Consider the following 22,565-nt stretch of genomic DNA (forward strand, 5'->3'; position numbering starts at 1 on the left):
AACATTTAATAATTCAAAAGTTAAACAATTTAGAAGTTCTGTGAATTTTTAAATCTTTAATTAAAAATAACCAACCAAAATGAAAATAATCGTACCAATGGCTGGACGTGGATCACGCCTTCGCCCACATACATTAACCATCCCTAAACCTTTAATTCCAGTAGCCGGAAAACCGATCGTACACCGTTTGGTCGAAGATATTGCTGGTGTTTTAAATCAGGATATTGAAGAAATTGCTTTCATCATTCACGAAAGTTTTGGAAAAAAAGTAGAAGAAGACTTAATTGCAATTGCCCAAAAGTTAGGAGCCAAAGGGACTATTTATTATCAAAACGAAGCACTTGGAACAGGTCACGCAATTATGTGTGCCAAAGATTCTTTGAGTGGACCGGCGGTTATTGCCTATGCCGATACTTTAATTCGCGCCAAGTTTGATTTGGATGCCAATGCCGATAGCGTTATTTGGGTAAAACAAGTAGATCAGCCAGAAGCTTTTGGTGTGGTGAATTTAAATGAGACAAACGAAATAATCGAATTGGTTGAAAAACCAAAAGAATTTGTTTCTGATCTTGCCGTTATTGGAATTTATTATTTCAAAGATGTTGCCGTTTTAAAAAATGAACTTCAATCAGTGTTGGATAACAACATTATTCACGGAGGAGAATATCAAATTAATGACGGAATAAAACAAATGATGGCCAAAGGCATGAAATTTGTTCCAGGAAAAGTAGATGAGTGGATGGATTGCGGAAACAAAGATGTTACCGTTGAAACTAATTCCAGAATGTTAGGTTTTCTTCAAAGTGACGGAATCAATTTGGTTGATGAAAGTGTTAAGTTAGAGAATTCGACTATTATTCCACCTTGCTATATTGGAAAAAATGTAATTTTAATCAACGCAACCGTGGGACCAAATGTTTCATTGGGAGACGCCTGTCATGTACAAAACAGTACAGTACAAAACTGTTTGATACAAACTCATTCACATATAAAAAATGCCAATTTAGACAATGCAATGATTGGAAATCACGCTAGTTTTGATGGAAATTTCAAGAATGTAAGCATTGGTGATTATTCGGTTTTAGAATAATTTTAAGCATATATTTAAAAATATCAAGCAGCATTATTTAAGTTTTTATTATGCTGCTTTGTTGTTTTTTTAATTTATTTTGCAAAGGAGAACAATACTGTTGATTTTGTTCCCAAAGACTTATTTTTCAATGAAAAAAAAATGGACTTTCATATTCGCTTTTTCTGTTTTGCTAAGCAATACTGTTACGGTATTGGCACAAACAGAACCTGAGGAAATTAAAGTGGAAGGTGATAAATTTCAAGATTTTTTCTATGAATCCATTTTTCAAAAAAGCATAGAAAATTACGACAAATCGCTAGTCGCATTGGAACAATGTTTAAAATTGCAGCCCAATGATGCTACCATTTATTTCGAAATGGGGAAGAATTATCAATATTCCAAAGATTATAAGAATGCCTATTCCTCTTATGAGCACGCCACTCAAATTGACGCTAACAATAAATGGTTTTGGGTAGGACTGTATGATGTGTGTTATGAAACCAAAGATTTCAATCAAGCTATAATCTACGTCAACAAAATCATTCCTTTTGATGCAGAATACAAAGAAGATTTGGTTTCACTTTACATGGTAACCAAACAACACGACAAGGCTTTGGCGTTAATTAATGACTTGAACGAAAAGGTAGGGAAGACAGAGAGAAGGGAAATGTATAAAATGGAAATCTTGTCTGAAGGGAAATATCAAAACACCGAGATTGATAATTTAAAAGAGCAAATTGAAAAAAATCCAAAAGAGGAATCCAATTATATTGCTTTGATATTTTTATATTCAAACAATAATGAGGAAGATAAAGTACAGGAAGTTGCCAAGAAATTAGAAAAAGAAATTCCTGAATCGGTTTGGGCACAAGTGAGTTTATTCAAAAATTATCTCGATAATAATGATGGTGCCAATGCGGTAAAGTCGATGAATATGGTTTTGGCAAGTTCCAAAATTGATTCAAAAATAAAACATCGAATCTTGAATGAATTCTTGCTTTTTACCAATGTCAATCCACAATACGTACCTGATTTGGATAATGCAATCGATTATTTTAAAAAAGATACATCCGTAAATGTTGCCAAGGAAATAGGCAAGTTTTATCACAATAAAAAGCAATGGGAAAAGGCAATTAAATATTATGACCTATCGCAAAAAAATAGTTCAGAAGTTGATTTGGAGACCAATTTGCTTTGGCTTCAAGCCAATACCGAACTCAAACAGTTTGAACCGGTAGTCAAAAAAGCAATGGCAATGATCGATACCTATCCTGCAGAACCTCAGTTTTATTACTATGCAGGCATGGCCAATAACCAGTTGCAGTTATTCAAGAAAGCCAAAGATATTCTCGAAATGGGTTTAGATTATGTTGTGGAAAATAAAAATTTAGAAATCAATTTCAATATACAACTCGGAGAAGCGTATAACGGTTTAGGAGATGTAACCAAAAAAGAATTATATTTTTATAAAGCCAATCAATTATTAAAAGAAAAAAAATAATGAATCGATTTCTAGTAAGGGTACTTTTTGTTTTTATGGTTTGCTTAAGCAGTTCACTAACATTGGTGTCCTGTAAAGCGAAAGCAAAAGTTGTTAATGAAAATAAAAGTACAGGTATTAATCGTATGAGTGCAGAGCGAATTATAAAAAATCACTATGCCAATAAAAACGATTTTAAAACATTATATATAAAATCAAATGTAAAATATAGTGATGAAAAACAAACTCAAAATTTAACTGCTGAAATTAAGATTAAGAAGAACGAACAAATTTTGGTGAGCATACGTTTTCTTGGAATTACTATGGCCAAAGCCATGATAACTCCAACTACAGTAAGTTATTATGAGAAGCTTAACGCCAGTTATTTCGAAGGCGATTTTAGTACATTGAGTCAATGGTTGGGTACTGATTTGGATTTTAATAAAGTGCAAAATATTTTGATTGGTCAAGCAATGGATGATTTAACCAAGGGGAATTATAAAGATTCATTAGTTGATCAGACTTATCGATTGGAAGATATTTCGAAAAATAATATCAAGAAATATTTCTTTTTTGACAAAGATAAATTTTTGCTAAATAAGCAAGAGATTAGCCAAACTGTTGAAAACAGAAAGATAGAGGTATATTATTCAGATTATAAAATGTATAACGAATCTCCAATTCCATCGGATATTGCTATTAATGCTGAACAGGAAAAAGGTAAAACAGAAATTAATTTAGGATACAGCACAATAACCATAAATGAAGAACTTACTTTTCCATATAGTGTTCCAAATGGTTATAAAAGAATTTTAATTAAGTAAATTTGAACAAATATAATTGTAAGATGCGAAAATTTCTCTTAGGCCTATTTTTTTTATGTACTACCTCAGTAATGTGGGGGCAGGAATCGCAACAAGAAAAATTAGAAAAACGTAAAGCGGAAATTCAACAAGAAATTTTGGATAATGAAAAATTACTGCAAACGGTAAAGAAAAAAGAAAAGTCGGCCGTCAATGTAATTATTTTGCAAAGCAATAAAATAAAGTTGAAAGAAAAATTGATTCATACTACGGAGAAGCAGACAAAGATCCTTGGTAATGATATGTATATCAATCAATTAAAAATTAATAAATTGAACAGAGAATTGGTTATTCTTAAAGAAGATTATGCCAAGATGATTGTCAAGTCTTATAAAAGTAGATCGGAGCAAAGTAGAGCGATGTTTTTATTGTCATCAGAGAACTTTTTGCAAGCCTACAAAAGAGCTCAGTATATGAAACAATATACGAGTTATAGAAAAATGCAGGGTGAAGAAATCAAATCCAAAACAGATGAACTTTTAGGTTATAATGAAAAACTGAATATTCAAAAAGCAGCCAAGAAAAAATTGTTAGCTGAAAATACCAAAGAAAAATTATCTCTTGAAAAAGAAAAAAGAGAACAATTGAAGTTGGTGAATTCAATTAAAAAAGACAAGAAAAAAATCACGGCCGATATTAAGAAAAAACAACAGGAATCAAGAGCGATTGACCGTCAGATTGATCGTTTAATTCGAGAAGCGATTGCTGCGGCCAATAGAAAAGCAGCTAGTGAAAATCCAAATGCTCCAGTAGCAGCCTACACTTCTTCAAAAATTGTATTAACGGCTGAATCCAAAATATTGGCAGATAACTTTAGAGCCAATAGAGGAAAATTGCCTTGGCCAGTAGAAAAAGGCTTTGTTTCACTTCCATTTGGGGATCAACCACACCCCGTTTATCCAAGTCTTGTGGTCCACAATAGTGGAGTGGAAATTACCACAGAACAAGGGGCAAATGCGAGAGCCGTTTTTGGTGGTGAAGTGACCAGTGTTATTGTTCTGTCTCCTGTGAACAAAGCAGTCATGATTCAGCATGGAGATTGCTTCACCGTATATCAAAATTTAAGTTCTGTTTTTGTGAGCAAAGGAGAAAAAGTAAATATTAAACAAAGTTTGGGAAAAATACGAACCAATGGAGAAGGAAAAACTATCTTGAAGTTCACTATTTCACAAAACACAACCTACAACAACCCTGCATCTTGGTTGTATAATATGTAGTTTTTGTAAGTACAAAAGCAGCACTAATTTATTTGCAAAAATAAATTAGTGCTGCTTTTTAATAAAATCATTCATTAAATTTGCACCATATATAATTTGCGATGTTAAAATATTTTCTGAGTTTTATTTTTCTAATAACAACGGCTTCACTTTGGAGTCAAGACAACCAACAAAAAAAATTAGAAGAGCGTAAAGTTAAAATTCAACAAGAGATTCGTGAAAACGAAACTAAACTTCAAACGGTAAAGAAGAAAGAAACAACGGCGACCAAAGCGATTGTTTTACAAAGCAACAAAATCAAACTTAAGGAAGAATTAATTGCTACTACCGAAAAACAAACATCACTATTGGGGAATTCAATTGTTTCCAATCAAGCTCAAATAGCAAAATTAGAAAAGGAATTACAATTGCTTAAAGAAGATTATTCTAAAATGATTGTTCAATCCTATAAAAGCCGTTCTGAAGAAAGTCGGGCGATGTTTTTGTTGTCATCAGAAAGTTTTTTGCAAGCTTATAAAAGGGCACAGTATATGAAACAATATACAAACTATAGACACATGCAAGGACAAGAAATAAAATCCAAAACGAATGTGCTTTATACGTTTAATGCCAAATTGGATGTTCAAAAAAGTGCGAAAGAAGAACTCATAGCCGAAAATGATAAAGAACGATTGTCTCTGGAAAAAGAAAAACAGGAGCAATTAAAATTGGTTGAGTCCTTAAAGAAGGACAAAAAGAAAATTATTGCTGAGATCAAGAAAAAACAGCAAGAGGCTAAAACGATAGATAAAAAAATTGACAAATTAATTCGTGAAGCCATTGCCGAAGCCAATAGAAAAGCGGCTAGGGAAAAAGCAGAAAAATTAGCAAGAGAAAAAGCTAAAGCAGTCGCAATTGCAAAAGCCAAAGCAGAAGCAGCCGCCAAAGCCATTGCCTTAGAAAAAGCCAAAGCATTAGAAAAGAAAAAGGAAATAGAGAAAGCCAATGCATTAGCAGCAGCACAAGCAAAAGCCAATTCGAAACCAAAACCAAAACCGATTCCGATTCCAAAGGAAGTTGAAAAAGCCATTGCACAGGAAGCGCCAGTCGTTGCGAAGGAAACAACGGTCGCTCATCCAGCCGTAGCTGTTTCAAACACAAAGATAGATTTGTCGCCTAAAGACAAAGTAGATTCGGATAATTTTAAAGCGAATAAAGGGAAACTGCCTTGGCCGGTAGAAAGAGGATTTATCTCTTTGGGTTATGGTGATCAATTCCATCCAGTATATAGAGATCTGCAAATTCACAATAGTGGATTGGAATTTACTACTGATTCAGGTGCCAGTGCCAGAGCCGTTTTTGCTGGAGTGGTAACGAGCGTAATTATTATTTCACCCGTAAATAAATTGGTGATGTTACAACATGGAGATTTTTTTACCATATATCAAAACTTGAGTTCGGTTAATGTAACTAAAGGAGACAACGTGAGTATAAAACAAAGTTTAGGAAAAATAAAAACGAACGGAGAAGGGAAAACAATATTGAAATTTGCTATCACACAAAACACGACTTATACCAACCCGAGGTCTTGGCTTACGGGTAAATAGCAGAAATAAATTAATAAAATTTAAACATTCTTCTAAAAAATATAAATTATATTTGATAAAACTTAAATTTGAAAACTATGAATTCGAATAACCCTTTTTTAAATAACAAAACATTTTCAACTGCAGTTTCAAGAAAAGACGATGTGCATCAAGCCACTGTTATTGATGAGAATCAAGACATGACTTTGGCTGGTACAATCAACAGAAGTTTAATTCTTTTTTTATTGCTTATTGCTTCGGCAACGGTAATTTGGTGGGCTACTTTTAATGGGATGAACCCAATAGTTCCTGCATTTGGAGGAGCTATAGTTGGATTGATTTTAGTTGTAATTTCCGCATTCAAACCTCAATATTCTCCATATTTAGCCCCAGGTTACGCACTTTTTGAAGGATTGTTCATCGGTGGAGTTTCAGCTATTTTTGAAGTTCAGTATCCTGGAGTCGTAACACAAGCCGTTGGTGCGACTTTTGTCACTTTTGCTGTTTGTTTAGGTTTGTATAAATATAAAATTGTAAAAGTAACTGAGCAATTCAAATCGGTTGTTGTTGCAGCGACATGCGCAATTGCCACTTATTATTTAATTTCTTGGTTGTTCTCAATGTTTACCAGTTTTACGCCTGTACTTTATGGAAACTCTATGATGAGTATTGGTATTAGTGTATTTGTGATCGTAATTGCAGCATTAAACTTGTTCTTGGATTTTGACAGAATTGAAAAAGGAGTAGAGCAAAAAATGCCAAAATTCATGGAATGGTACGGAGCAATGGGTTTAATGATAACTCTAGTGTGGTTGTATATTGAATTTTTAAGATTGCTATCCAAACTGTCCAAAAAATAATATTCAAAAATTATTTTATATAATGATACCCTTCAGAGATGAAGGGTATTTTTTTTTAAAATAATAATCAGTGTAAATCAGTTAAATCCGTGTCATCTGTGGGCCAATTGATTTTGGAGCAGAAAGATTTGTCCATTTAGGAAATATTGTCCCGCTATCCGTTGCAATCTTATAAGCCGAACACCGGCTTATAAGGATTTTCACTTCTATCGGGGCTAAGGGGAGGTATTTAGCTTTTAAAGGATTATTTTATAACACTATAAAAGGGATTGTAGCCATCAAATCATTAAATTTGCAATCTTATTTAGAGACATGTTAGAAAAAGAAACAATAAATTTCGAAAAAACAGCTATTGTTGGTATTGTTACCCAAAACCAAAGTGAAGAGAAACTCAATGAATATCTTGATGAATTGGAGTTTTTGACGTTTACCGCTGGAGGTGAAGTGGTTAAACGTTTTTCGCAAAAAATGGAACGCCCTAATCCTAAAACTTTTGTTGGAACAGGAAAACTAGAAGAAATTTGTCTTTTTGTAAAAGAAAATGACATCTCGACTTTGGTATTTGATGATGAATTATCACCTTCTCAACAAAAGAATATTTCCAAAATAATAGATTGTAAAATATTAGATAGAACTCATCTTATCCTTGATATTTTTGCTCAAAGAGCCGAAACCTCTTATGCTAGAACACAAGTAGAACTAGCACAATGCCAATATTTATTGCCTAGACTTTCCGGAATGTGGACACACTTGGAACGTCAAAAAGGAGGTATCGGAATGCGTGGACCTGGAGAAACTGAGATTGAAACAGACAGACGTATTGTACGTGATCGTATAGCATTATTGAAAGAGAAGATAAAAACTATCGACAAGCAAATGGGAGTGCAACGTAGTAATCGTGGTGCGATGGTACGTGTAGCTTTGGTAGGATATACGAATGTTGGAAAATCAACTTTGATGAATGCCGTTGGAAAAAGCGATGTATTTGTAGAGAACAAACTTTTTGCGACATTAGATACTACCGTTCGAAAAGTTGTTATCAAAAACTTACCTTTCTTACTATCGGATACCGTAGGGTTTATTAGAAAATTACCAACTCAATTGGTTGACTCGTTCAAGAGTACATTGGATGAAGTTCGTGAAGCCGATTTGTTATTGCATGTTGTCGATATTTCACATCCGGAATTTGAAGATCATATAGAGTCAGTAAACCAAACGTTGTTAGATATTAAGGCGAACGATAAACCTGTTATAATGGTGTTCAATAAAATTGATGCCTACAAACATTTGACGATCGATGAAGCTGACTTAATGACTGAAAAAACACCAAGGCACTTTACGCTTGAGGAGTGGAAACAAACTTGGATGCACCGATTGGGAGAACAGAATGCTTTGTTTATTTCGGCTACCCAAAAAGAGAATTTCGAAGAATTCAGGGAGCGTGTTTATGAAGCTGTTCGACAAATTCACATTACCCGTTTTCCATACAATAAATTTTTATATCCAGATTATAAAGATGCCGTGGAGAAGGAAGAGAAAGATGAAGATAATGAATAAAAAAAAGACCTTTTAGCAATTGTTAAAAGGTCTTTTTTTTGTTCTAAAAATTATAATTCAGGCCGACACCAAATACTTCTTTGGTTTGGAAGCCGGCAAAAGCATCATCATCATAAATGGCTTGAAAATTTAAATTCGCCGATAGTATTTTGTTGATTTTCATCACTATAATCAAATCGTAATTGATGTCAATATTTTGTGGGTCTTTCAAATAATTAGAATATAAATTCAAAAGATTTTCGGCTGTAACGTTTTCCATTATCGTGAATTTATAATATGCAGTGGCATTGAAACCCAGTTGATATAACATGCTTTTATTGGCATCCACCCCAAAATAATCACCATCTACATAACCGAGTATTGAAGTATAACGACTATCCACAAAAGTAAGTTTGGACGTTAATGGTGCCAAATTAATTTTAAAATTATCAGTCTTTTTCCAATACATACCTGGGCCAAATAGTAAGTAACCTGGCGACATGAAGTTGGTGTGTTCTTCTCTTATTTCAGCGCCATTTGCATCTTTGGTATATAAGTATCCTTTGGTAAATTGGGTTCTAAAATTAACCAAAAACGAATAATACCAGTATCCTTTTGTTTTTTTGGCTAGAATGGAATTTATTTCGATCTGATCATCCGTTTTCTTTTCAAAATTGGAGTTTTGTGTTTGCAATAAACCATAGGAAGCTAGAATTCTATTTTCCCAGGAATAATCATCTTTTTTATAATCGATTTTATAATCCAATCCCAAGTTGCCCGAAAAGCTATTTTCACCTCCAGCAATCCAGTTGTTAAAGTTGGCTTGGTTAAAAAGAAATGTAACTTTCCCAGTTGACTTCCAGCCATTCGGGATCGTATCATCTATAGTTTTGGCTGCATCTTCTGTTTTTTTTATTAGATCTTTTTCAGAAGATTGGGCAAGGAGCAGAGTTGAAAGGGGAAGCAGACAGACTAACAATATGATTTTTTTCATTGTAAGAGTATTAGTTCTAATACAAATATAATGAAAAGAATAAATAGCTATAATTCAATAAGTTAAAAAATGATGTTATTTTTTAGCCGATTTGTACAAAGGGACAGCCGAACAAGCTTCTCCATACATTATGCTTCTGGCGTAAGGTTGCAGGTATTGTGCCGCCAAAACATAGGCTCGCATAGGAACTGGTTTTTTCGAACAGCCTTTTATGATAACAGGTTTGTTCTGATATGCACTATAATCGATTTTTGGAAGTAATTCTTCGTACAAAGCAGAATCCAAATCGTCCATATAACCATTTACGATTTTTTTGGCATAGGGAGCCAAATGCATAGTGACTAAGATTATCGCCCATTGAGGGATAATAGCATCCGTACCACATGAAACTGCTACATATTGATCTTGATATTGTAACCAATCTTGATTGTTTAGCTGTTCCCTAAAGTCTTTTTCTTTTAACAAAAAACCCTCAAGAAGCCATTGTGAAATATCGATTTGCACGCGAACTCCTGCTGGATAATAGTCTTCAAGATCGAAAACTTCCAGGACACTATTCGCTACTTTATTGATTATTTCTTCCATACAATGTTTAAAGTTTAAGGTTTAAAGTTTCAAGTTTTCTAACCTGAAACTTTAAACTTGAAACAAATTTTAAAGCATTCCCAATTCTAATTTTGCTTCTTCGCTCATCAAATCTTTGCTCCATGGCGGATCAAAAGTGATTTCTACTTCAGCATCTTTTATGTGTTCGATTGATTTTACTTTTTCCTCTACTTCTCTAGGTAAACTCTCTGCTACCGGACAGTTTGGAGAAGTAAGTGTCATTAATATTTTTACTTCATAATCGGTATTAACCATTACGTCATAAATTAATCCTAATTCGTAAATATCTACTGGAATTTCTGGATCGTAAATGGTTTTTAATTTTTTTACGATTGATTCTCCTAATTCTGCGGTGTTTATTTCTTGTTCCATAATTTTAGTTTTTTTTCTGGGCATCAAATGCCAAAGCATACATTTTAATATTTTTTATCATCGAAACCAAACCATTGGCCCTTGTTGGCGAAAGATGTTCTTTCAAACCTATTTCATCAATAAAATCAGTATCTGCATTTAATATGTCAATTGCCTTTTGGTTCGAAAAAGCACGGATCAAAATAGCTATGATTCCTTTAGTCAAAATGGCGTCACTATCGGCTGTAAAGATGATCTTGTCATCGTTTTGTTCTCCTTGTAGCCATACTTTGGATTGACATCCTTTGATTAAATTATTGTCTGTTTTGAATTCTTCCTTAATTAAAGGAAGATTTTTGCCTAAATCAATAATGTATTCATAACGTTGCATCCAGTCGTCAAACATGGAGAATTCATCTATGATTTCGTTTTGTATTTCTTTTATTGTCATTCTACTTTTTTTGAAAAGGATAGTATTGTGTTTACTAGGTTCTTTATTTTTTCAGGAGGATATCCATTATCGAAAGTCTGACTTTCATAGGTTTTTCCTTTATATGTTATTTTTAAATTTGCCATTGCTGCTCCATCATGAAAACGCTTTTGGGTAGGAGCTTTTAGATTCGGAATTTCCTCCAGATCTACTTTCTGAAATTCATTTATCAAAGCATTCAATTCGGCATCCGTGAGAGAGTTTGAAACAGGTTTTCCATCTCTTGTTTTCGTTACGGACACTGTTTTATTTTCTATAACGGTGTTATTATACAATCCTCTTGAATTGGCCGTGTACTCAATTTTTGCTGTACTTAAATCCATATTATTTTGACTTTGGCAGTTTTTCCCAAGTATTAACGTCAAAAACAAGAGTGTTATAATTTTCATACTTTTTTATTTTAAGATAACATCATTTGTGCTTTTTTTACAGCTTCGACCAATGTATCAATTTCTTCTTTAGTATTGTAAAAAGAAAATGAAGCTCTAATCGTTCCCGGAATACCAAAGAAATTCATAATTGGTTGGGCACAATGGTGACCAGTTCTTACGGCGATTCCCAATTTGTCAATGATGGTTCCAATGTCATAGGGATGAATACCATCAATGTTAAATGAGACCACTGAAGTTTTTGCTTCAGATGTGCCGAAAATTCTCAAACCATCAATTTCTAATAATCGCTTTGTGGCGTGATCCAATAATTCCAGTTCTTGCTTCTGAATGTTTTCAAAACCAATTTCATTCATATAATCAATCGCTGTTCCTAAAACAATTCCGCCAGCAATATTAGGTGTTCCCGCTTCAAATTTATGTGGTAAATCGGCATAGGTTGTTTTTTCAAAAGTAACCTCTTTAATCATTTCACCACCACCTTGATACGGAGGTAATTTATTTAGCCAAGCTTCTTTTCCGTACAAAACTCCTGTTCCTGTTGGACCACACATTTTATGTCCCGAAAAAACATAGAAATCACAATCCAAGGCCTGAACATCAGGTTTTAAATGTGGTACGGCCTGTGCGCCATCAATCAAAATAGCAGCTCCAACATCGTGGGCTTTATCAATCATATACTTGATAGGATTGATAGTTCCCAACGCATTTGAAATATGGTTTACCGTTACGATTTTGGTTTTTGGTGAAAGTAACTTATCGTATTCGCTTATTATCAATTCGCCATTTTCATTCATCGGAATGACTTTGAGTGTGGCTCCTGTTTTTTCACACAACATTTGCCAAGGCACAATATTGCTGTGGTGTTCCAATGCTGAAACCAACACTTCATCACCTGGTTTTAAAATGGAAGCAAATCCATTGGCCACTAAGTTGATGCCAAAAGTAGTCCCCGAAGTAAAAAGTACTTCGTGAAGGAATTTAGCATTGATATGATTTTGGATTTTTGCTCGGGAAACTTCATAGGCATCTGTTGCTAATTGGCTCAATGTATGAACTCCTCTATGAATATTTGCATTTATTTCTTGATAATACTTTTCAATTGCATCAATAACCACTTGCGGTTTTTGTGAAGTGGCTCCGTTATCGAAATATACTAAAGGCTTTCCGTTTACTTTTTGTGAAAGAATAGGAAAGTCGGCTCTTATTTTTTGAATATCTAACATTGCTTTATTTAGAATTTTTCTAAATACAAAAGTAATACAATTGATTTAGTTTTCTAAGAAACAATAGTTAATAATTGTAAAAATAGTATGAAAGTGAAGGGTGTTGTTACTAAAGGGAGAAGGAATTTAGTTGTTTGAAGTTAGTATTACTTTTTTTACTAAATTGGTAGAATTATCTTTCATTATGAAAAAGTATTTTAAAATAGGAGTTTTTATCTTTTTTCTGTTTTTGGTTTATTTTGGTTTTGCCAATTATCCCAAGCTAGAATTGATATCTGGATTTTCGGCTAAAAGCGTTGCTTCTGGACATTTCATTGACAATCGTTCATTGGATGTCATTGAAAAAAGCGACAATGATTTTGATGTGATAGGTTGGGCTACCAATGAAATCAGCGAATCAGGAAAATTTGCAACAGCGAATGTTTTAGGTTTAAAAAATCGAAAAGCAGTTTACAGGGAAGGTTTGGGTGCGACATTAATCGATGATGCTTTTGATGTTACGAAACCGTATGAAATTCCGAAAAGAACTAAATCAAATAATAAACTTCCTTTTCCTTATGGAGATTTAGTACCCAAAGACACGGTTTTTGAAAATGTGAATTATACCAAATTGAATAAGGTTGTTGCCAATGCATTTGATGCGAAAGGGAATAATTATAAAAGAACGCGCTCAGTTTTGGTTATTTATAAAGATAAAATTATTGCGGAGAAATATGCTGATGGTTTTACAAAAAATAGTGTCATTCTCGGTTGGTCCATGACCAAGAGTATTACGGGAACACTTTTTGGAATACTTGAAAAACAAAGAAGATTTGATATTTACAAACCTGCTCCCATTGCCGAATGGCAAAATGATAATCGAAAATACATTACGACCAATGATTTATTGCATATGAATTCCGGTTTGGAATGGGACGAGTATTATGACAGAATCTGTGATGCCACAAAGATGCTTTTTCAAGACAAAGACATGACACAATCGCAATTGATAAAACCAGCAGTATTCAAACCAAACACACATTGGAATTATTCTTCTGGAACAACCAATTTGCTTTCGGGAATTTTGCGGAAGCAGTTCAAGACACACCAAGAATACTTAGATTTTTGGTATTCGGCATTGATTGATAAAATTGGGATGCATTCAATGCTTGTAGAAACAGATATGGCGGGGAATTATGTTGGATCGTCTTATGGTTGGGCAACTACTCGTGATTGGTCAAAGTTGGGTTTGTTGTATTTACACAAAGGCAATTGGAACGGAGAACAATTATTTGATCCCAATTGGGCAAAGTATGTTTCGACTCCCACAGATACTTCACATGGAAGATATGGAGCACAATTTTGGCTCAATGAAGGATACTATTTCCCAAATGCTCCCAGAGATTTGTATTATTGCAGTGGTTTTCAARGCCAAATGGTAGCTATCATTCCGTCGATGGATTTGGTAATTGTACGAATGGGTTTAACAGAAGAACCTCAATTTGATTTTAATGGATTTTTGAGCGGAATTGTGGGGAGTGTGATGAGATAATTTTAACCACAAAGCAAACAAGGTAAAAGTGCAAAGAGCGCAAAGTATTATTTGTACTTTGCGCTCTTTGCGTAAATATTAGCGAACCTTGCGGCTAAATGCTATAAATCAAATCCAATTTTAACGCCCAATTTCATGGCGATGATTTTGGTGATTCGTTGTTTCAATTCAGGTATTTTTATGTTTTCGATTACGGCATTCGAGAAAGCGTACATCAATAATGCTTTGGCTTCTTTTTTAGGAATTCCACGTTGTTGCATATAGAACATAGCAGTTTCATCCAATTGACCAATAGTACAACCGTGTGAACATTTTACGTCATCGGCAAAAATTTCAAGTTGCGGTTTGGCGTTAATTGTTGCTTTATCGCTCAACAGAATGTTGTTGCTTTTTTGGAAAGCATTTGTTTTTTGAGCTTCTCTTTCCACATATACTTTTCCGTTGAAAACTCCTGTCGAGCGGTCATTGAAAATTCCTTTATAATCTTGGAAACTTTCACAATTTGGTGTTGCGTGGTTCACTAATGTATAGTGATCAACGTGTTGATTATCACCAATAATAGTGATTCCGTTCAAGGTACTAGTCAATCTTTCTCCAAAGTGGTAGAAATTCAAATTGTTTCTGGTTAAGTTTCCTCCAAAAGAGAAAGTGTGAACCGAAACGTGACTTTCCTGTTTTTGGGAAACATAAGTGTTGTCAATCAAATTGGCTTCTAGGTTGTCATTTTGAATTTTATAATAATCCACAATGGCCCTTTTTTGAGCAAAAATCTCGGTAACCGAATTGGTTAAAACTGGATTTTCGTTTAAACTTTGATGACGTTCTATGATTTGTACGTGTGAGTTTTCACCAACAATAACCAAGTTTCTAGGCTGAACCAAAAGTGCATTTTCGCCCCCTGTCGAGAAATACATTATCTCGATAGGTTTGTCGGCAACTTTGCTTTTTGGGATGTTGATGTAAGCTCCTTCATTGGCGAAAGCCGTATTCAATGAAGTCAAACTTTCATCTTTACTAGCTATCTGATTGAAGTAAGTGTCAATAATCATTTTGTATTTTGGTTTGTTTAATGCCGATGACATTAAGCAAACATCAATACCGTCGTGAGTAGTTGAAGATAAATGCGAACTAAAAACACCATCTACAAAAACTACTTTGTAGGTGTCTATTTCGTGTAAAAAGTACTTTTTTACATCGCTATATTGAATGGCATTTTCTGTTTTTGGAAAAACGCTAAAATCATTTTTTAAGATAGCGTTTAGCGAAGTGTATTTCCAACTTTCTTCTTTTTTGGTTGGAAATCCTTTATTTTCGAAGTTTTTTATGGCTGCAGTTCGCACATTGTGAAGTTCCGAATGAACATCGACGCGCTCTTCAAAAGCCATAAAAGACGATAGTAATTTTTCTTTTAATTCCATTTTTGTTAGTTTCAGGTTTCAGGTTTAAAGTTTCAGGTTTTGCCTATTGGAACTTATTCCCTTTGAAATCTTTCTTGTTAAGATAAGTGATGAAGTTTTTTATTTTACCACTTAAGTTTTCATAATCCTTTTTTAAAAGTTCAAATTTTTGTTCTGAAATATATTCAAAATCAAAAACTCTATAAAGTTGAGATCGGGTTTCTCCTGCAGAACCTTTTGCTATAGATAAAAATTGTCTAAATTCTATATTGCCATCTCTTTCGAAACCTTCTGCAATATTATCCATTACTGAACCAGATGAAGCTTTTATTTGATCTTTGAACCGATAGTCATTTTTCAATTCAGTTTCAATCGAAATGATATGAATTTCTTTTGTTAGTCTCCTAGCTTCCTGCCAGATTTCTAAATCTTCAAACCGGTTTATTGTAGCCATAGATTTTGTTTTGTTTGTTTCAGGTTTTGTTTGCTTCAGATTTGCAACCTGAAACTAAAAAAACTTGAAACTTGAAACAATTTTTAATTCTCTCCTTTAATCCAATCGTATCCTTTTTCCTCTAACTCATGTGCTAATTCTGCTCCGCCTGATTTTACAATTTTTCCGTTGTGAAGAACGTGAACAAAATCTGGAACGATGTAATCCAATAATCTTTGGTAGTGAGTAATTACAATGACAGCATTTTTATCGCTTTTCAATTTATTTACACCATTGGCAACAATTCTTAAAGCATCGATGTCAAGACCAGAATCGGTTTCATCAAGGATAGCTAGTTTTGGTTCTAGCATTGCCATTTGAAAAATTTCGTTTCTTTTTTTCTCACCACCAGAGAAACCTTCATTAAGTGAACGAGAAAGAAACTTTCTGTCGATTTCCAATAATTCTGATTTTTCACGAATTACTTTTAGCATTTCGTTGGCTGGCATTTCTTCCTGACCGTTTGCTTTACGTGTTTCGTTGATAGCGGTTCTCATGAAGTTCGTTACCGAAACTCCTGGGATTTCCACTGGATATTGAAACGAAAGGAAAACACCTTTGTGTGCTCTTTCTTCTGGAGCAAGATCAGAAAGATCTTCACCGTCCAAAAAGATTTCCCCATCGGTTACTTCGTAATTTTCGTTTCCAGCAATAATAGCCGAAAGTGTACTTTTTCCAGCACCATTTGGTCCCATTATAGCATGAACTTCTCCTGCGTTTACTTGAAGGTTTATCCCTTTTAATATTTCTTTGTCACCTATTGAGGCATGTAAATTTTTTATACTAAGCATGTTTTTTTTGTTTAAAGTTTAAAGTTTAAAGTTCTCATGGTTACTGAAACTTTGTACCTTTAAAATCTTTTTTGTTTAAATATGATATAAAATTATTTATTTTTCCACTCAACTTTTCATATTCAAAAATTAAGCTGTCTAATTTTTCTTGGTTGATATAATCATTATCAAAAACTCTATAAAGTTGAGATCTTGATTCTCCAGCAGATCCTTTTGCTATCGATAAAAACTGTCGAAACTCTAAATTTCCATTTCTTTCAAATCCTTCGGCTATATTATCCATAATAGAACCCGAAGAAGCTTTAATTTGATCTTTTAGCCTAAAGTCTGTTTTTAAATCTGTTTCCTTGGAAATTACAATTACTTCTTTCGATAATTTTCTAGCATCTTGCCAAATTTCTAAATCTTCAAATCTTTTTATTGTAGTCATATGTTTTGTTTAAAGTTATTTTGTTTAAGGTTTTTAAAGTTAAGTGGCTCAACTTTAAACCTTAAACTTTAAACAAATATAATTATCCTACAGAACCTTCTAAACTTATTTCCAACAATTTTTGTGCTTCTACAGCAAATTCCATTGGCAATTTGTTCAACACGTCTTTACTGAAACCATTTACGATAAGCGCAATTGCTTTTTCGGTCGGGATTCCACGTTGGTTGCAATAGAAAACTTGGTCTTCACCAATTTTACTGGTCGTAGCTTCATGTTCTACTTTTGCAGTTGGATTTTTGCTTTCGATATAAGGGAAAGTATGTGCACCACAATGGTTCCCCATTAACAGTGAATCACATTGTGAAAAGTTTCTGGCATTTTCTGCTCTAGCTCCAATTTGAACCAAACCTCTATAACTGTTTTGTGATTTTCCAGCAGAGATACCTTTAGAAATAATGGTTGATTTGGTGTTTTTACCCAAATGAATCATTTTAGTTCCTGTATCGGCTTGTTGGTAATTATTAGTAACAGCAATTGAATAAAATTCTCCAATAGAGTTATCTCCTTTTAAGATAACAGAAGGATATTTCCAAGTAATTGCAGATCCTGTTTCTACTTGTGTCCAAGAGATTTTTGCATTTTTCTCGCAGAATCCTCTTTTGGTTACAAAATTGAAAACCCCACCTTTACCTTCTTTGTTTCCAGGGTACCAGTTTTGAACGGTAGAATATTTAATTTCGGCATCGTCCAAGGCGATCAATTCTACCACAGCGGCATGCAATTGATTTTCGTCTCGAGTTGGAGCAGTACATCCTTCTAAGTATGAAACATAACTGCCTTCATCTGCAACCAATAATGTTCTTTCGAATTGCCCAGTTCCAGCTTGATTGATTCTAAAGTAAGTCGATAGTTCCATTGGGCAACGAACGCCTTTTGGAATATAGCAGAAAGATCCGTCTGAGAAAACAGCCGAATTCAAGGCAGCATAAAAATTGTCTCTTTGAGGAACAACAGTACCAAGATATTTACGAACTAATTCAGGGTGTTCTTTGATGGCTTCAGAAATACTCATAAAGATAATTCCTTTTTCACCTAATGTTTTTTTGAATGTTGTAGCTACAGAAACGGAGTCAACTACAATATCCATGGCAACATTATTCATCTTTTTTTGCTCATCAATAGAGATACCTAACTTTTTGTACATTTCTAAAAGTTCTGGATCAACATCGTCCAATGTTTTGTTTGGATCTGCTTTCTTTGGAGCTGAGTAATAAGAAATGGCTTGGAAGTCGGGTTTTTGATACTTAACGTTTGCCCATTCTGGCTCAATCATTTCTTCCCAAGCTCGGAAAGCCTCAATACGCCAGTCAGTCATCCATTGTGGTTCGTCTTTCTTTTGAGAAATAGCTCGAACAATATCTTCATTTAGACCAATAGGAAACGTCTCCGATTCTAATTCAGTATAAAATCCGTACTCGTATTCTTTGGTCTCTAATTCGATTTTTAAATCGTCTTCGGTGTATTTTGACATATTTTTTTTGTCTTAAAAGTATTAAAGTCTAAAGTGGTAAAGTCATTGTAAGTCTTTCGACTTTATGATTTTGTCCTTTCGACTAAAGTGAAAATGATTCCCCGCAACCGCAAGTTCTATTAGCATTTGGATTGTTAAAAACAAATCCTTTCCCGTTTAATCCTCCAGAAAATTCTAATATAGTTCCTGCTAAATAAAGGAATGATTTTTTTTCGACAGCGATAGTGATATCGTTGTCAACGAATATTTTATCGTCTTCGCCTTTGGTTTTGTCAAATTTTAAATCATAAGACAAACCAGAGCATCCACCGCTTTTCACGCCGACTCTCACGTAGTCAACGGCGGCATCAAAACCATCGTCTTTCATCAAATCGATGATTTTCTTTTTGGCAGTATCAGAAACTTGTATCATGTTTAGGTAATATTTGTTTTATGTTTTGAACATAAATAGCTTAAAATGAATCTCTAAAAAGAGAACATAATTCTGTAAAGCTTTTTTATGTACTATCTTTATTTCGTCTAAATTAACTGCAAAGATACTATATAAAATGCTTTTTCCCATAACTGATAACATTTATATAACTAATGCCAAAATAGAAATTTGTTATATATGGTTAGAATTAAGCCATCGGATTTTGCTAAATTGCAGGTTATTTTCAACTTTAAGACATAACTAATGAAACTTTATCCAATAGAAACAGGCAATTTTAAACTCGATGGCGGAGCTATGTTTGGTGTTGTGCCCAAAACTATTTGGAACAAGACTAACCCTGCCGATGAAAATAATCTGATAGATATTGCCGCCCGCTGCTTGTTGATTGAAGATGGAAACCGATTGATTTTGGTTGACACTGGAATGGGAAATAAACAATCCGACAAGTTTTTTGGATATTACTCGCTTTGGGGTACCCATTCGATGGACAAATCGTTGGCACAATACGGTTTTCATCGCGATGATATTACCGATGTTTTTATGACGCATTTACATTTTGACCATTGTGGAGGAAGTGTACAATGGAACAAAGAAAAAACAGGTTACGAACCAGCTTTTAAAAATGCAAAATTCTGGACAAACAAAAATCATTGGGAATGGGCAACAAAACCTAACGCCAGAGAAAAAGCCTCTTTTTTGTCAGAGAATATTTTGCCGATGCAAGAAAGTGGTCAGTTGCATTTTATTGCAAAACCTGATGGCGATTTTGCAGTTTCAAAAGAATTGGGATTTGGAATTTTTTATGTTGATGGACACACCGAAAAAATGATGATTCCACATATTCAGTATCAAGATACAACAATTGTTTTTTGTGCCGATTTGATTCCAACGGCGGGGCATTTGCCTTTGCCATATGTAATGGGGTATGACACAAGACCCTTATTGACCATGCCTGAAAAATCTAAATTTCTGAATGCCGCTGCTACTGATAACTATTATTTGTTTTTGGAACACGATGCGCATAACGAAATTATAACCGTTGAGCATACGGAGAAAGGCGTGCGATTGAAAGAAGTTTTTACGTGTGACGAAATTCTTTAAAATACTAAAGTTCAATCTAAATAAAAACCCCATTTTCAAATCGATTTGAAAATGGGGTTTTTATTTGTTATTACATTTGTGCAATTACAATACTCAGGATTGAAAACGCCCCAACGCCCCACATCATTGGCGTTACTTCTTTGGTGTTTTTGGTAAATAGGGCCAGGATAATATAACAGGCAAAACCATAAGCTATTCCATTACTGATACTATAAGTTAAGGGCATCATAATCATTGTTAAAAATGCAGGAACACCAATATGTAAATCATCAAAATTGATTCTTGATAAATGTTTGGACATATAAATCCCAACGAGGATCAAAGCCGGCGCTGTTGCATATGCAGGAACGATTCCGATAATAGGAGAAACAAATAAGGCTAAAAAGAAAAACAGAGCCACAAAAACGGAACTTAAGCCCGTTTTCGCTCCATTTGCAATTCCTGTCGCTGATTCTATAAATACCACAGTATTGCTTGTGCCTAAAATTCCGCTGCACATAGTAGCAATACCATCGGCTTCCAATACTTTTTTGAGATGAGGCATTTTACCATTTTTACCAACCAGATTTGCTTCATAAGAACAGGCAATTGCAGTTCCAATTGAATCAAATAAACTCACAAAAAGGAAAGAGAAAATGGCTGAAGCAAAACTTAACTTTAAGACTCCTAAGATATTTAATTGTCCAAAAATTGGAGTAATGGATGGAGGTAACGAAAAAACGTGAGTGGGTAAATGGACATTGGAGTCGAAACCAATTCCCAAACAAGTTCCAACAATGATTCCAATCAAGATAGCGCCTTTTACTTTGTAAATTTCTAAGATTACTGTTATGAACAAAGTGATCAAACCTATAATTACGGCAGGGGTAAATTTGCCCAATGTGACTAAAGTTTCTGGATGGGCAACAATAAGTCCTAATTGTTTGAATCCAATAAAAGCAATAAAAAAACCGACACCACATCCCATAGCTACTTGTAATGAGGGAGGAATTGCTTCAACAATTTTATGCCGAATACCAAAAAAAGATATGATCGTAAAGAATACTCCCGAAAGAAAAACAACACCCAAAGCATCTTGCCAGGAGACTCCTTGACCAAGAACTAAGGTAAATGCAAACATGGCGTTTAGTCCCATCCCGGGAGCCATTGCAAAAGGAACTTTAGCCCAGATTCCAACTAATAAAGTTCCAAAAATTGCAGCAATGCAAGTAACCGAAATCAGCGCTTCCTTTGGCATACCCGTCATCGATAGTATGTTTGGGTTTACAAAAATGATGTAAGACATAGACAAGAAAGTAACGAGACCACCTGAAAGTTCCTGTTTTATTGAAGTTTCACGCTCTTTTATTTTAAAATATTTCAGTATTTTGCCCATTTATTTTTCGAGTTATTGCTGCGGAAATTTAAAATTGACTTTTCGAAGTACTCAAATTTACGATAAAAAATAAAACCCCCATTTTCAAATGAATGAAAATAGGGGGTTTGTTTTTTTGAATTTTTTAGAAATTAATTCGTTTTAAACTTCCAAACTTGACCTATAGTTTCTCCGCTTTTATTGTCTTTCACAACTACTTTCCAAAAGTATTCCTTTGCAGGTTCTAACGTAACGTCAAGGGTTTTTGCTGCTGTGTTTTCGCTTATTTTTGATGTAGGAGGATTAGTGGTTCCAAAATACACATCATAAGAAAGAATATCCGATGCATCAACATCGGAAGCATTCCATTTTAAAGTGGCTGTTGTTGTATTCAATACGGTGTTAATAGCTGGGTCTACTAATTCTGGAGAAAAAGGCAAATGGTTGACTACTGCATCAGCTGCTGTATAAAATTTAAATGTGGCTGAATAATTACTTGACAATCCTTTGCTGTCGGTTGCTTTTATTCTCCAATAATAGGCTATTCCTTTTTCTAATTGAGTACCTTCAGTATTTATAGCATTTTCTATGGTTTTAACAATTTGAGAAAACGTATTGTCTTTTGCTACTTGTATTTGATAGGTTATTGCATCATTATTAGCATCCGTGGAGGGATTCCATTGAAAACCAACTATATTATTAATACATAATTTATTATCCGTTGGAGCAACCAATGAAGGGATTGTGGGTGCCGAGTTTTTAACTGCTGGAGTTGTTACTGGATCATCTCCACCACCGCTACAAGAAATAAATAGTAATCCAACTATTGAGAGGTATATGAAATTCTTCATTTTT

The 22,565-nt window shown here is 34.1% G+C and carries 23 protein-coding genes; 9 read left to right on the top strand and 14 right to left on the bottom strand.

What is annotated here, in order from left to right; all coding sequences use genetic code 11:
- Window positions 1-79 precede the first annotated feature (79 nt).
- From AC1DY0_RS02080 to hflX, 7 genes are all read left to right on the top strand, one after another.
- A complete protein-coding gene (locus AC1DY0_RS02080) occupies window positions 80-1,090 on the top strand; it encodes a sugar phosphate nucleotidyltransferase (RefSeq protein ID WP_477187029.1) in 1,011 nt (336 codons plus the stop codon).
- Between the two features lie 130 nt (window positions 1,091-1,220).
- Window positions 1,221-2,573, top strand: coding sequence for a tetratricopeptide repeat protein (locus tag AC1DY0_RS02085; protein ID WP_477187030.1), 1,353 nt, complete (start codon window positions 1,221-1,223; stop codon window positions 2,571-2,573).
- Window positions 2,573-3,376 carry a lipoprotein insertase outer membrane protein LolB1 gene (gene lolB1 / locus AC1DY0_RS02090; protein ID WP_477187031.1) on the top strand — a complete coding sequence of 268 codons (804 nt, stop codon included), beginning with the start codon at window positions 2,573-2,575 and terminating at the stop codon, window positions 3,374-3,376. The genes AC1DY0_RS02085 and lolB1 overlap by 1 nt, the downstream gene beginning before the upstream one ends.
- A 23-nt stretch (window positions 3,377-3,399) precedes the next feature.
- Window positions 3,400-4,632 carry a murein hydrolase activator EnvC family protein gene (locus AC1DY0_RS02095; protein ID WP_477187032.1) on the top strand — a complete coding sequence of 411 codons (1,233 nt, stop codon included), beginning with the start codon at window positions 3,400-3,402 and terminating at the stop codon, window positions 4,630-4,632.
- Window positions 4,633-4,733: 101 nt separating this feature from the next.
- Window positions 4,734-6,218, top strand: a complete 1,485-nt coding sequence (locus tag AC1DY0_RS02100; protein WP_477187033.1) for a murein hydrolase activator EnvC family protein — start codon at window positions 4,734-4,736, stop codon at window positions 6,216-6,218.
- A gap of 77 nt (window positions 6,219-6,295) precedes the next feature.
- Complete coding sequence (locus AC1DY0_RS02105) at window positions 6,296-7,057, top strand: Bax inhibitor-1/YccA family protein (protein WP_477187034.1); 762 nt, start codon at window positions 6,296-6,298, stop codon at window positions 7,055-7,057.
- A 312-nt stretch (window positions 7,058-7,369) separates the two neighbouring features.
- A complete protein-coding gene (gene hflX, locus AC1DY0_RS02110) occupies window positions 7,370-8,614 on the top strand; it encodes a GTPase HflX (protein WP_477187035.1) in 1,245 nt (414 codons plus the stop codon).
- Window positions 8,615-8,657: 43 nt separating this feature from the next.
- Here hflX and AC1DY0_RS02115 read toward each other — a convergent pair whose 3' ends face one another.
- The 6 genes from AC1DY0_RS02115 to AC1DY0_RS02140 form a co-directional block, all read right to left on the bottom strand.
- Complete coding sequence (locus AC1DY0_RS02115; RefSeq protein ID WP_477187036.1) at window positions 8,658-9,587, bottom strand: DUF3078 domain-containing protein; 930 nt, start codon at window positions 9,585-9,587, stop codon at window positions 8,658-8,660.
- Between the two features lie 75 nt (window positions 9,588-9,662).
- Window positions 9,663-10,172, bottom strand: a complete 510-nt coding sequence (locus tag AC1DY0_RS02120) for a DUF2480 family protein (protein ID WP_477187037.1) — start codon at window positions 10,170-10,172, stop codon at window positions 9,663-9,665.
- A 69-nt stretch (window positions 10,173-10,241) separates the two neighbouring features.
- On the bottom strand, window positions 10,242-10,565 hold the full coding sequence (locus AC1DY0_RS02125) for an SUF system Fe-S cluster assembly protein (RefSeq protein WP_111408563.1): 324 nt from the start codon (window positions 10,563-10,565) through the stop codon (window positions 10,242-10,244).
- Window positions 10,566-10,569: 4 nt separating this feature from the next.
- Window positions 10,570-10,995 carry a SufE family protein gene (locus AC1DY0_RS02130; RefSeq protein ID WP_077374865.1) on the bottom strand — a complete coding sequence of 142 codons (426 nt, stop codon included), beginning with the start codon at window positions 10,993-10,995 and terminating at the stop codon, window positions 10,570-10,572.
- Window positions 10,992-11,423, bottom strand: a complete 432-nt coding sequence (locus AC1DY0_RS02135; protein ID WP_477187038.1) for a hypothetical protein — start codon at window positions 11,421-11,423, stop codon at window positions 10,992-10,994. Before AC1DY0_RS02135 ends, AC1DY0_RS02130 begins: the two co-directional genes overlap by 4 nt.
- 11 nt (window positions 11,424-11,434) lie before the next feature.
- Window positions 11,435-12,649, bottom strand: a complete 1,215-nt coding sequence (locus tag AC1DY0_RS02140) for an aminotransferase class V-fold PLP-dependent enzyme (RefSeq protein ID WP_477187039.1) — start codon at window positions 12,647-12,649, stop codon at window positions 11,435-11,437.
- A gap of 184 nt (window positions 12,650-12,833) precedes the next feature.
- On the opposite strand from AC1DY0_RS02140, the gene AC1DY0_RS02145 reads away from it, so the two are divergent.
- A complete protein-coding gene (locus tag AC1DY0_RS02145) occupies window positions 12,834-14,180 on the top strand; it encodes a serine hydrolase domain-containing protein (protein WP_477187040.1) in 1,347 nt (448 codons plus the stop codon).
- A gap of 101 nt (window positions 14,181-14,281) precedes the next feature.
- Here AC1DY0_RS02145 and sufD read toward each other — a convergent pair whose 3' ends face one another.
- From sufD to AC1DY0_RS02175, 6 genes are all read right to left on the bottom strand, one after another.
- Window positions 14,282-15,598, bottom strand: coding sequence for a Fe-S cluster assembly protein SufD (sufD, locus tag AC1DY0_RS02150; protein ID WP_477187041.1), 1,317 nt, complete (start codon window positions 15,596-15,598; stop codon window positions 14,282-14,284).
- A gap of 43 nt (window positions 15,599-15,641) precedes the next feature.
- The gene (locus AC1DY0_RS02155) at window positions 15,642-16,031 is read right to left on the bottom strand and encodes a four helix bundle protein (RefSeq protein ID WP_477187042.1); all 390 of its coding nucleotides are present in this window, start codon (window positions 16,029-16,031) and stop codon (window positions 15,642-15,644) included.
- Between the two features lie 83 nt (window positions 16,032-16,114).
- Window positions 16,115-16,861: a Fe-S cluster assembly ATPase SufC gene (gene sufC, locus AC1DY0_RS02160; RefSeq protein ID WP_477187043.1), complete on the bottom strand. Its 747-nt coding sequence runs from the start codon at window positions 16,859-16,861 to the stop codon at window positions 16,115-16,117.
- Between the two features lie 40 nt (window positions 16,862-16,901).
- The gene (locus AC1DY0_RS02165; protein ID WP_477187044.1) at window positions 16,902-17,291 is read right to left on the bottom strand and encodes a four helix bundle protein; all 390 of its coding nucleotides are present in this window, start codon (window positions 17,289-17,291) and stop codon (window positions 16,902-16,904) included.
- A gap of 82 nt (window positions 17,292-17,373) precedes the next feature.
- Window positions 17,374-18,822: a Fe-S cluster assembly protein SufB gene (gene sufB, locus AC1DY0_RS02170; protein WP_477181936.1), complete on the bottom strand. Its 1,449-nt coding sequence runs from the start codon at window positions 18,820-18,822 to the stop codon at window positions 17,374-17,376.
- Window positions 18,823-18,904: 82 nt separating this feature from the next.
- The gene (locus tag AC1DY0_RS02175; protein WP_077374886.1) at window positions 18,905-19,234 is read right to left on the bottom strand and encodes a HesB/IscA family protein; all 330 of its coding nucleotides are present in this window, start codon (window positions 19,232-19,234) and stop codon (window positions 18,905-18,907) included.
- 264 nt (window positions 19,235-19,498) lie between these two features.
- Between AC1DY0_RS02175 and AC1DY0_RS02180 the strand changes: the two genes are divergently transcribed.
- The gene (locus tag AC1DY0_RS02180) at window positions 19,499-20,356 is read left to right on the top strand and encodes an MBL fold metallo-hydrolase (RefSeq protein ID WP_477187045.1); all 858 of its coding nucleotides are present in this window, start codon (window positions 19,499-19,501) and stop codon (window positions 20,354-20,356) included.
- Between the two features lie 70 nt (window positions 20,357-20,426).
- Here AC1DY0_RS02180 and AC1DY0_RS02185 read toward each other — a convergent pair whose 3' ends face one another.
- Window positions 20,427-21,731 (bottom strand): NCS2 family permease, encoded by a 1,305-nt coding sequence (locus AC1DY0_RS02185; RefSeq protein WP_477187046.1) that lies wholly within the window; start codon window positions 21,729-21,731, stop codon window positions 20,427-20,429.
- Window positions 21,732-21,862: 131 nt separating this feature from the next.
- On the bottom strand, window positions 21,863-22,561 hold the full coding sequence (locus tag AC1DY0_RS02190; protein ID WP_477187047.1) for a glycoside hydrolase family 78 protein: 699 nt from the start codon (window positions 22,559-22,561) through the stop codon (window positions 21,863-21,865).
- Between the last annotated feature and the right edge of the window lie 4 nt (window positions 22,562-22,565).

The sequence above is a fragment of the Flavobacterium sp. P1_E4 genome (genome assembly GCF_056405915.1).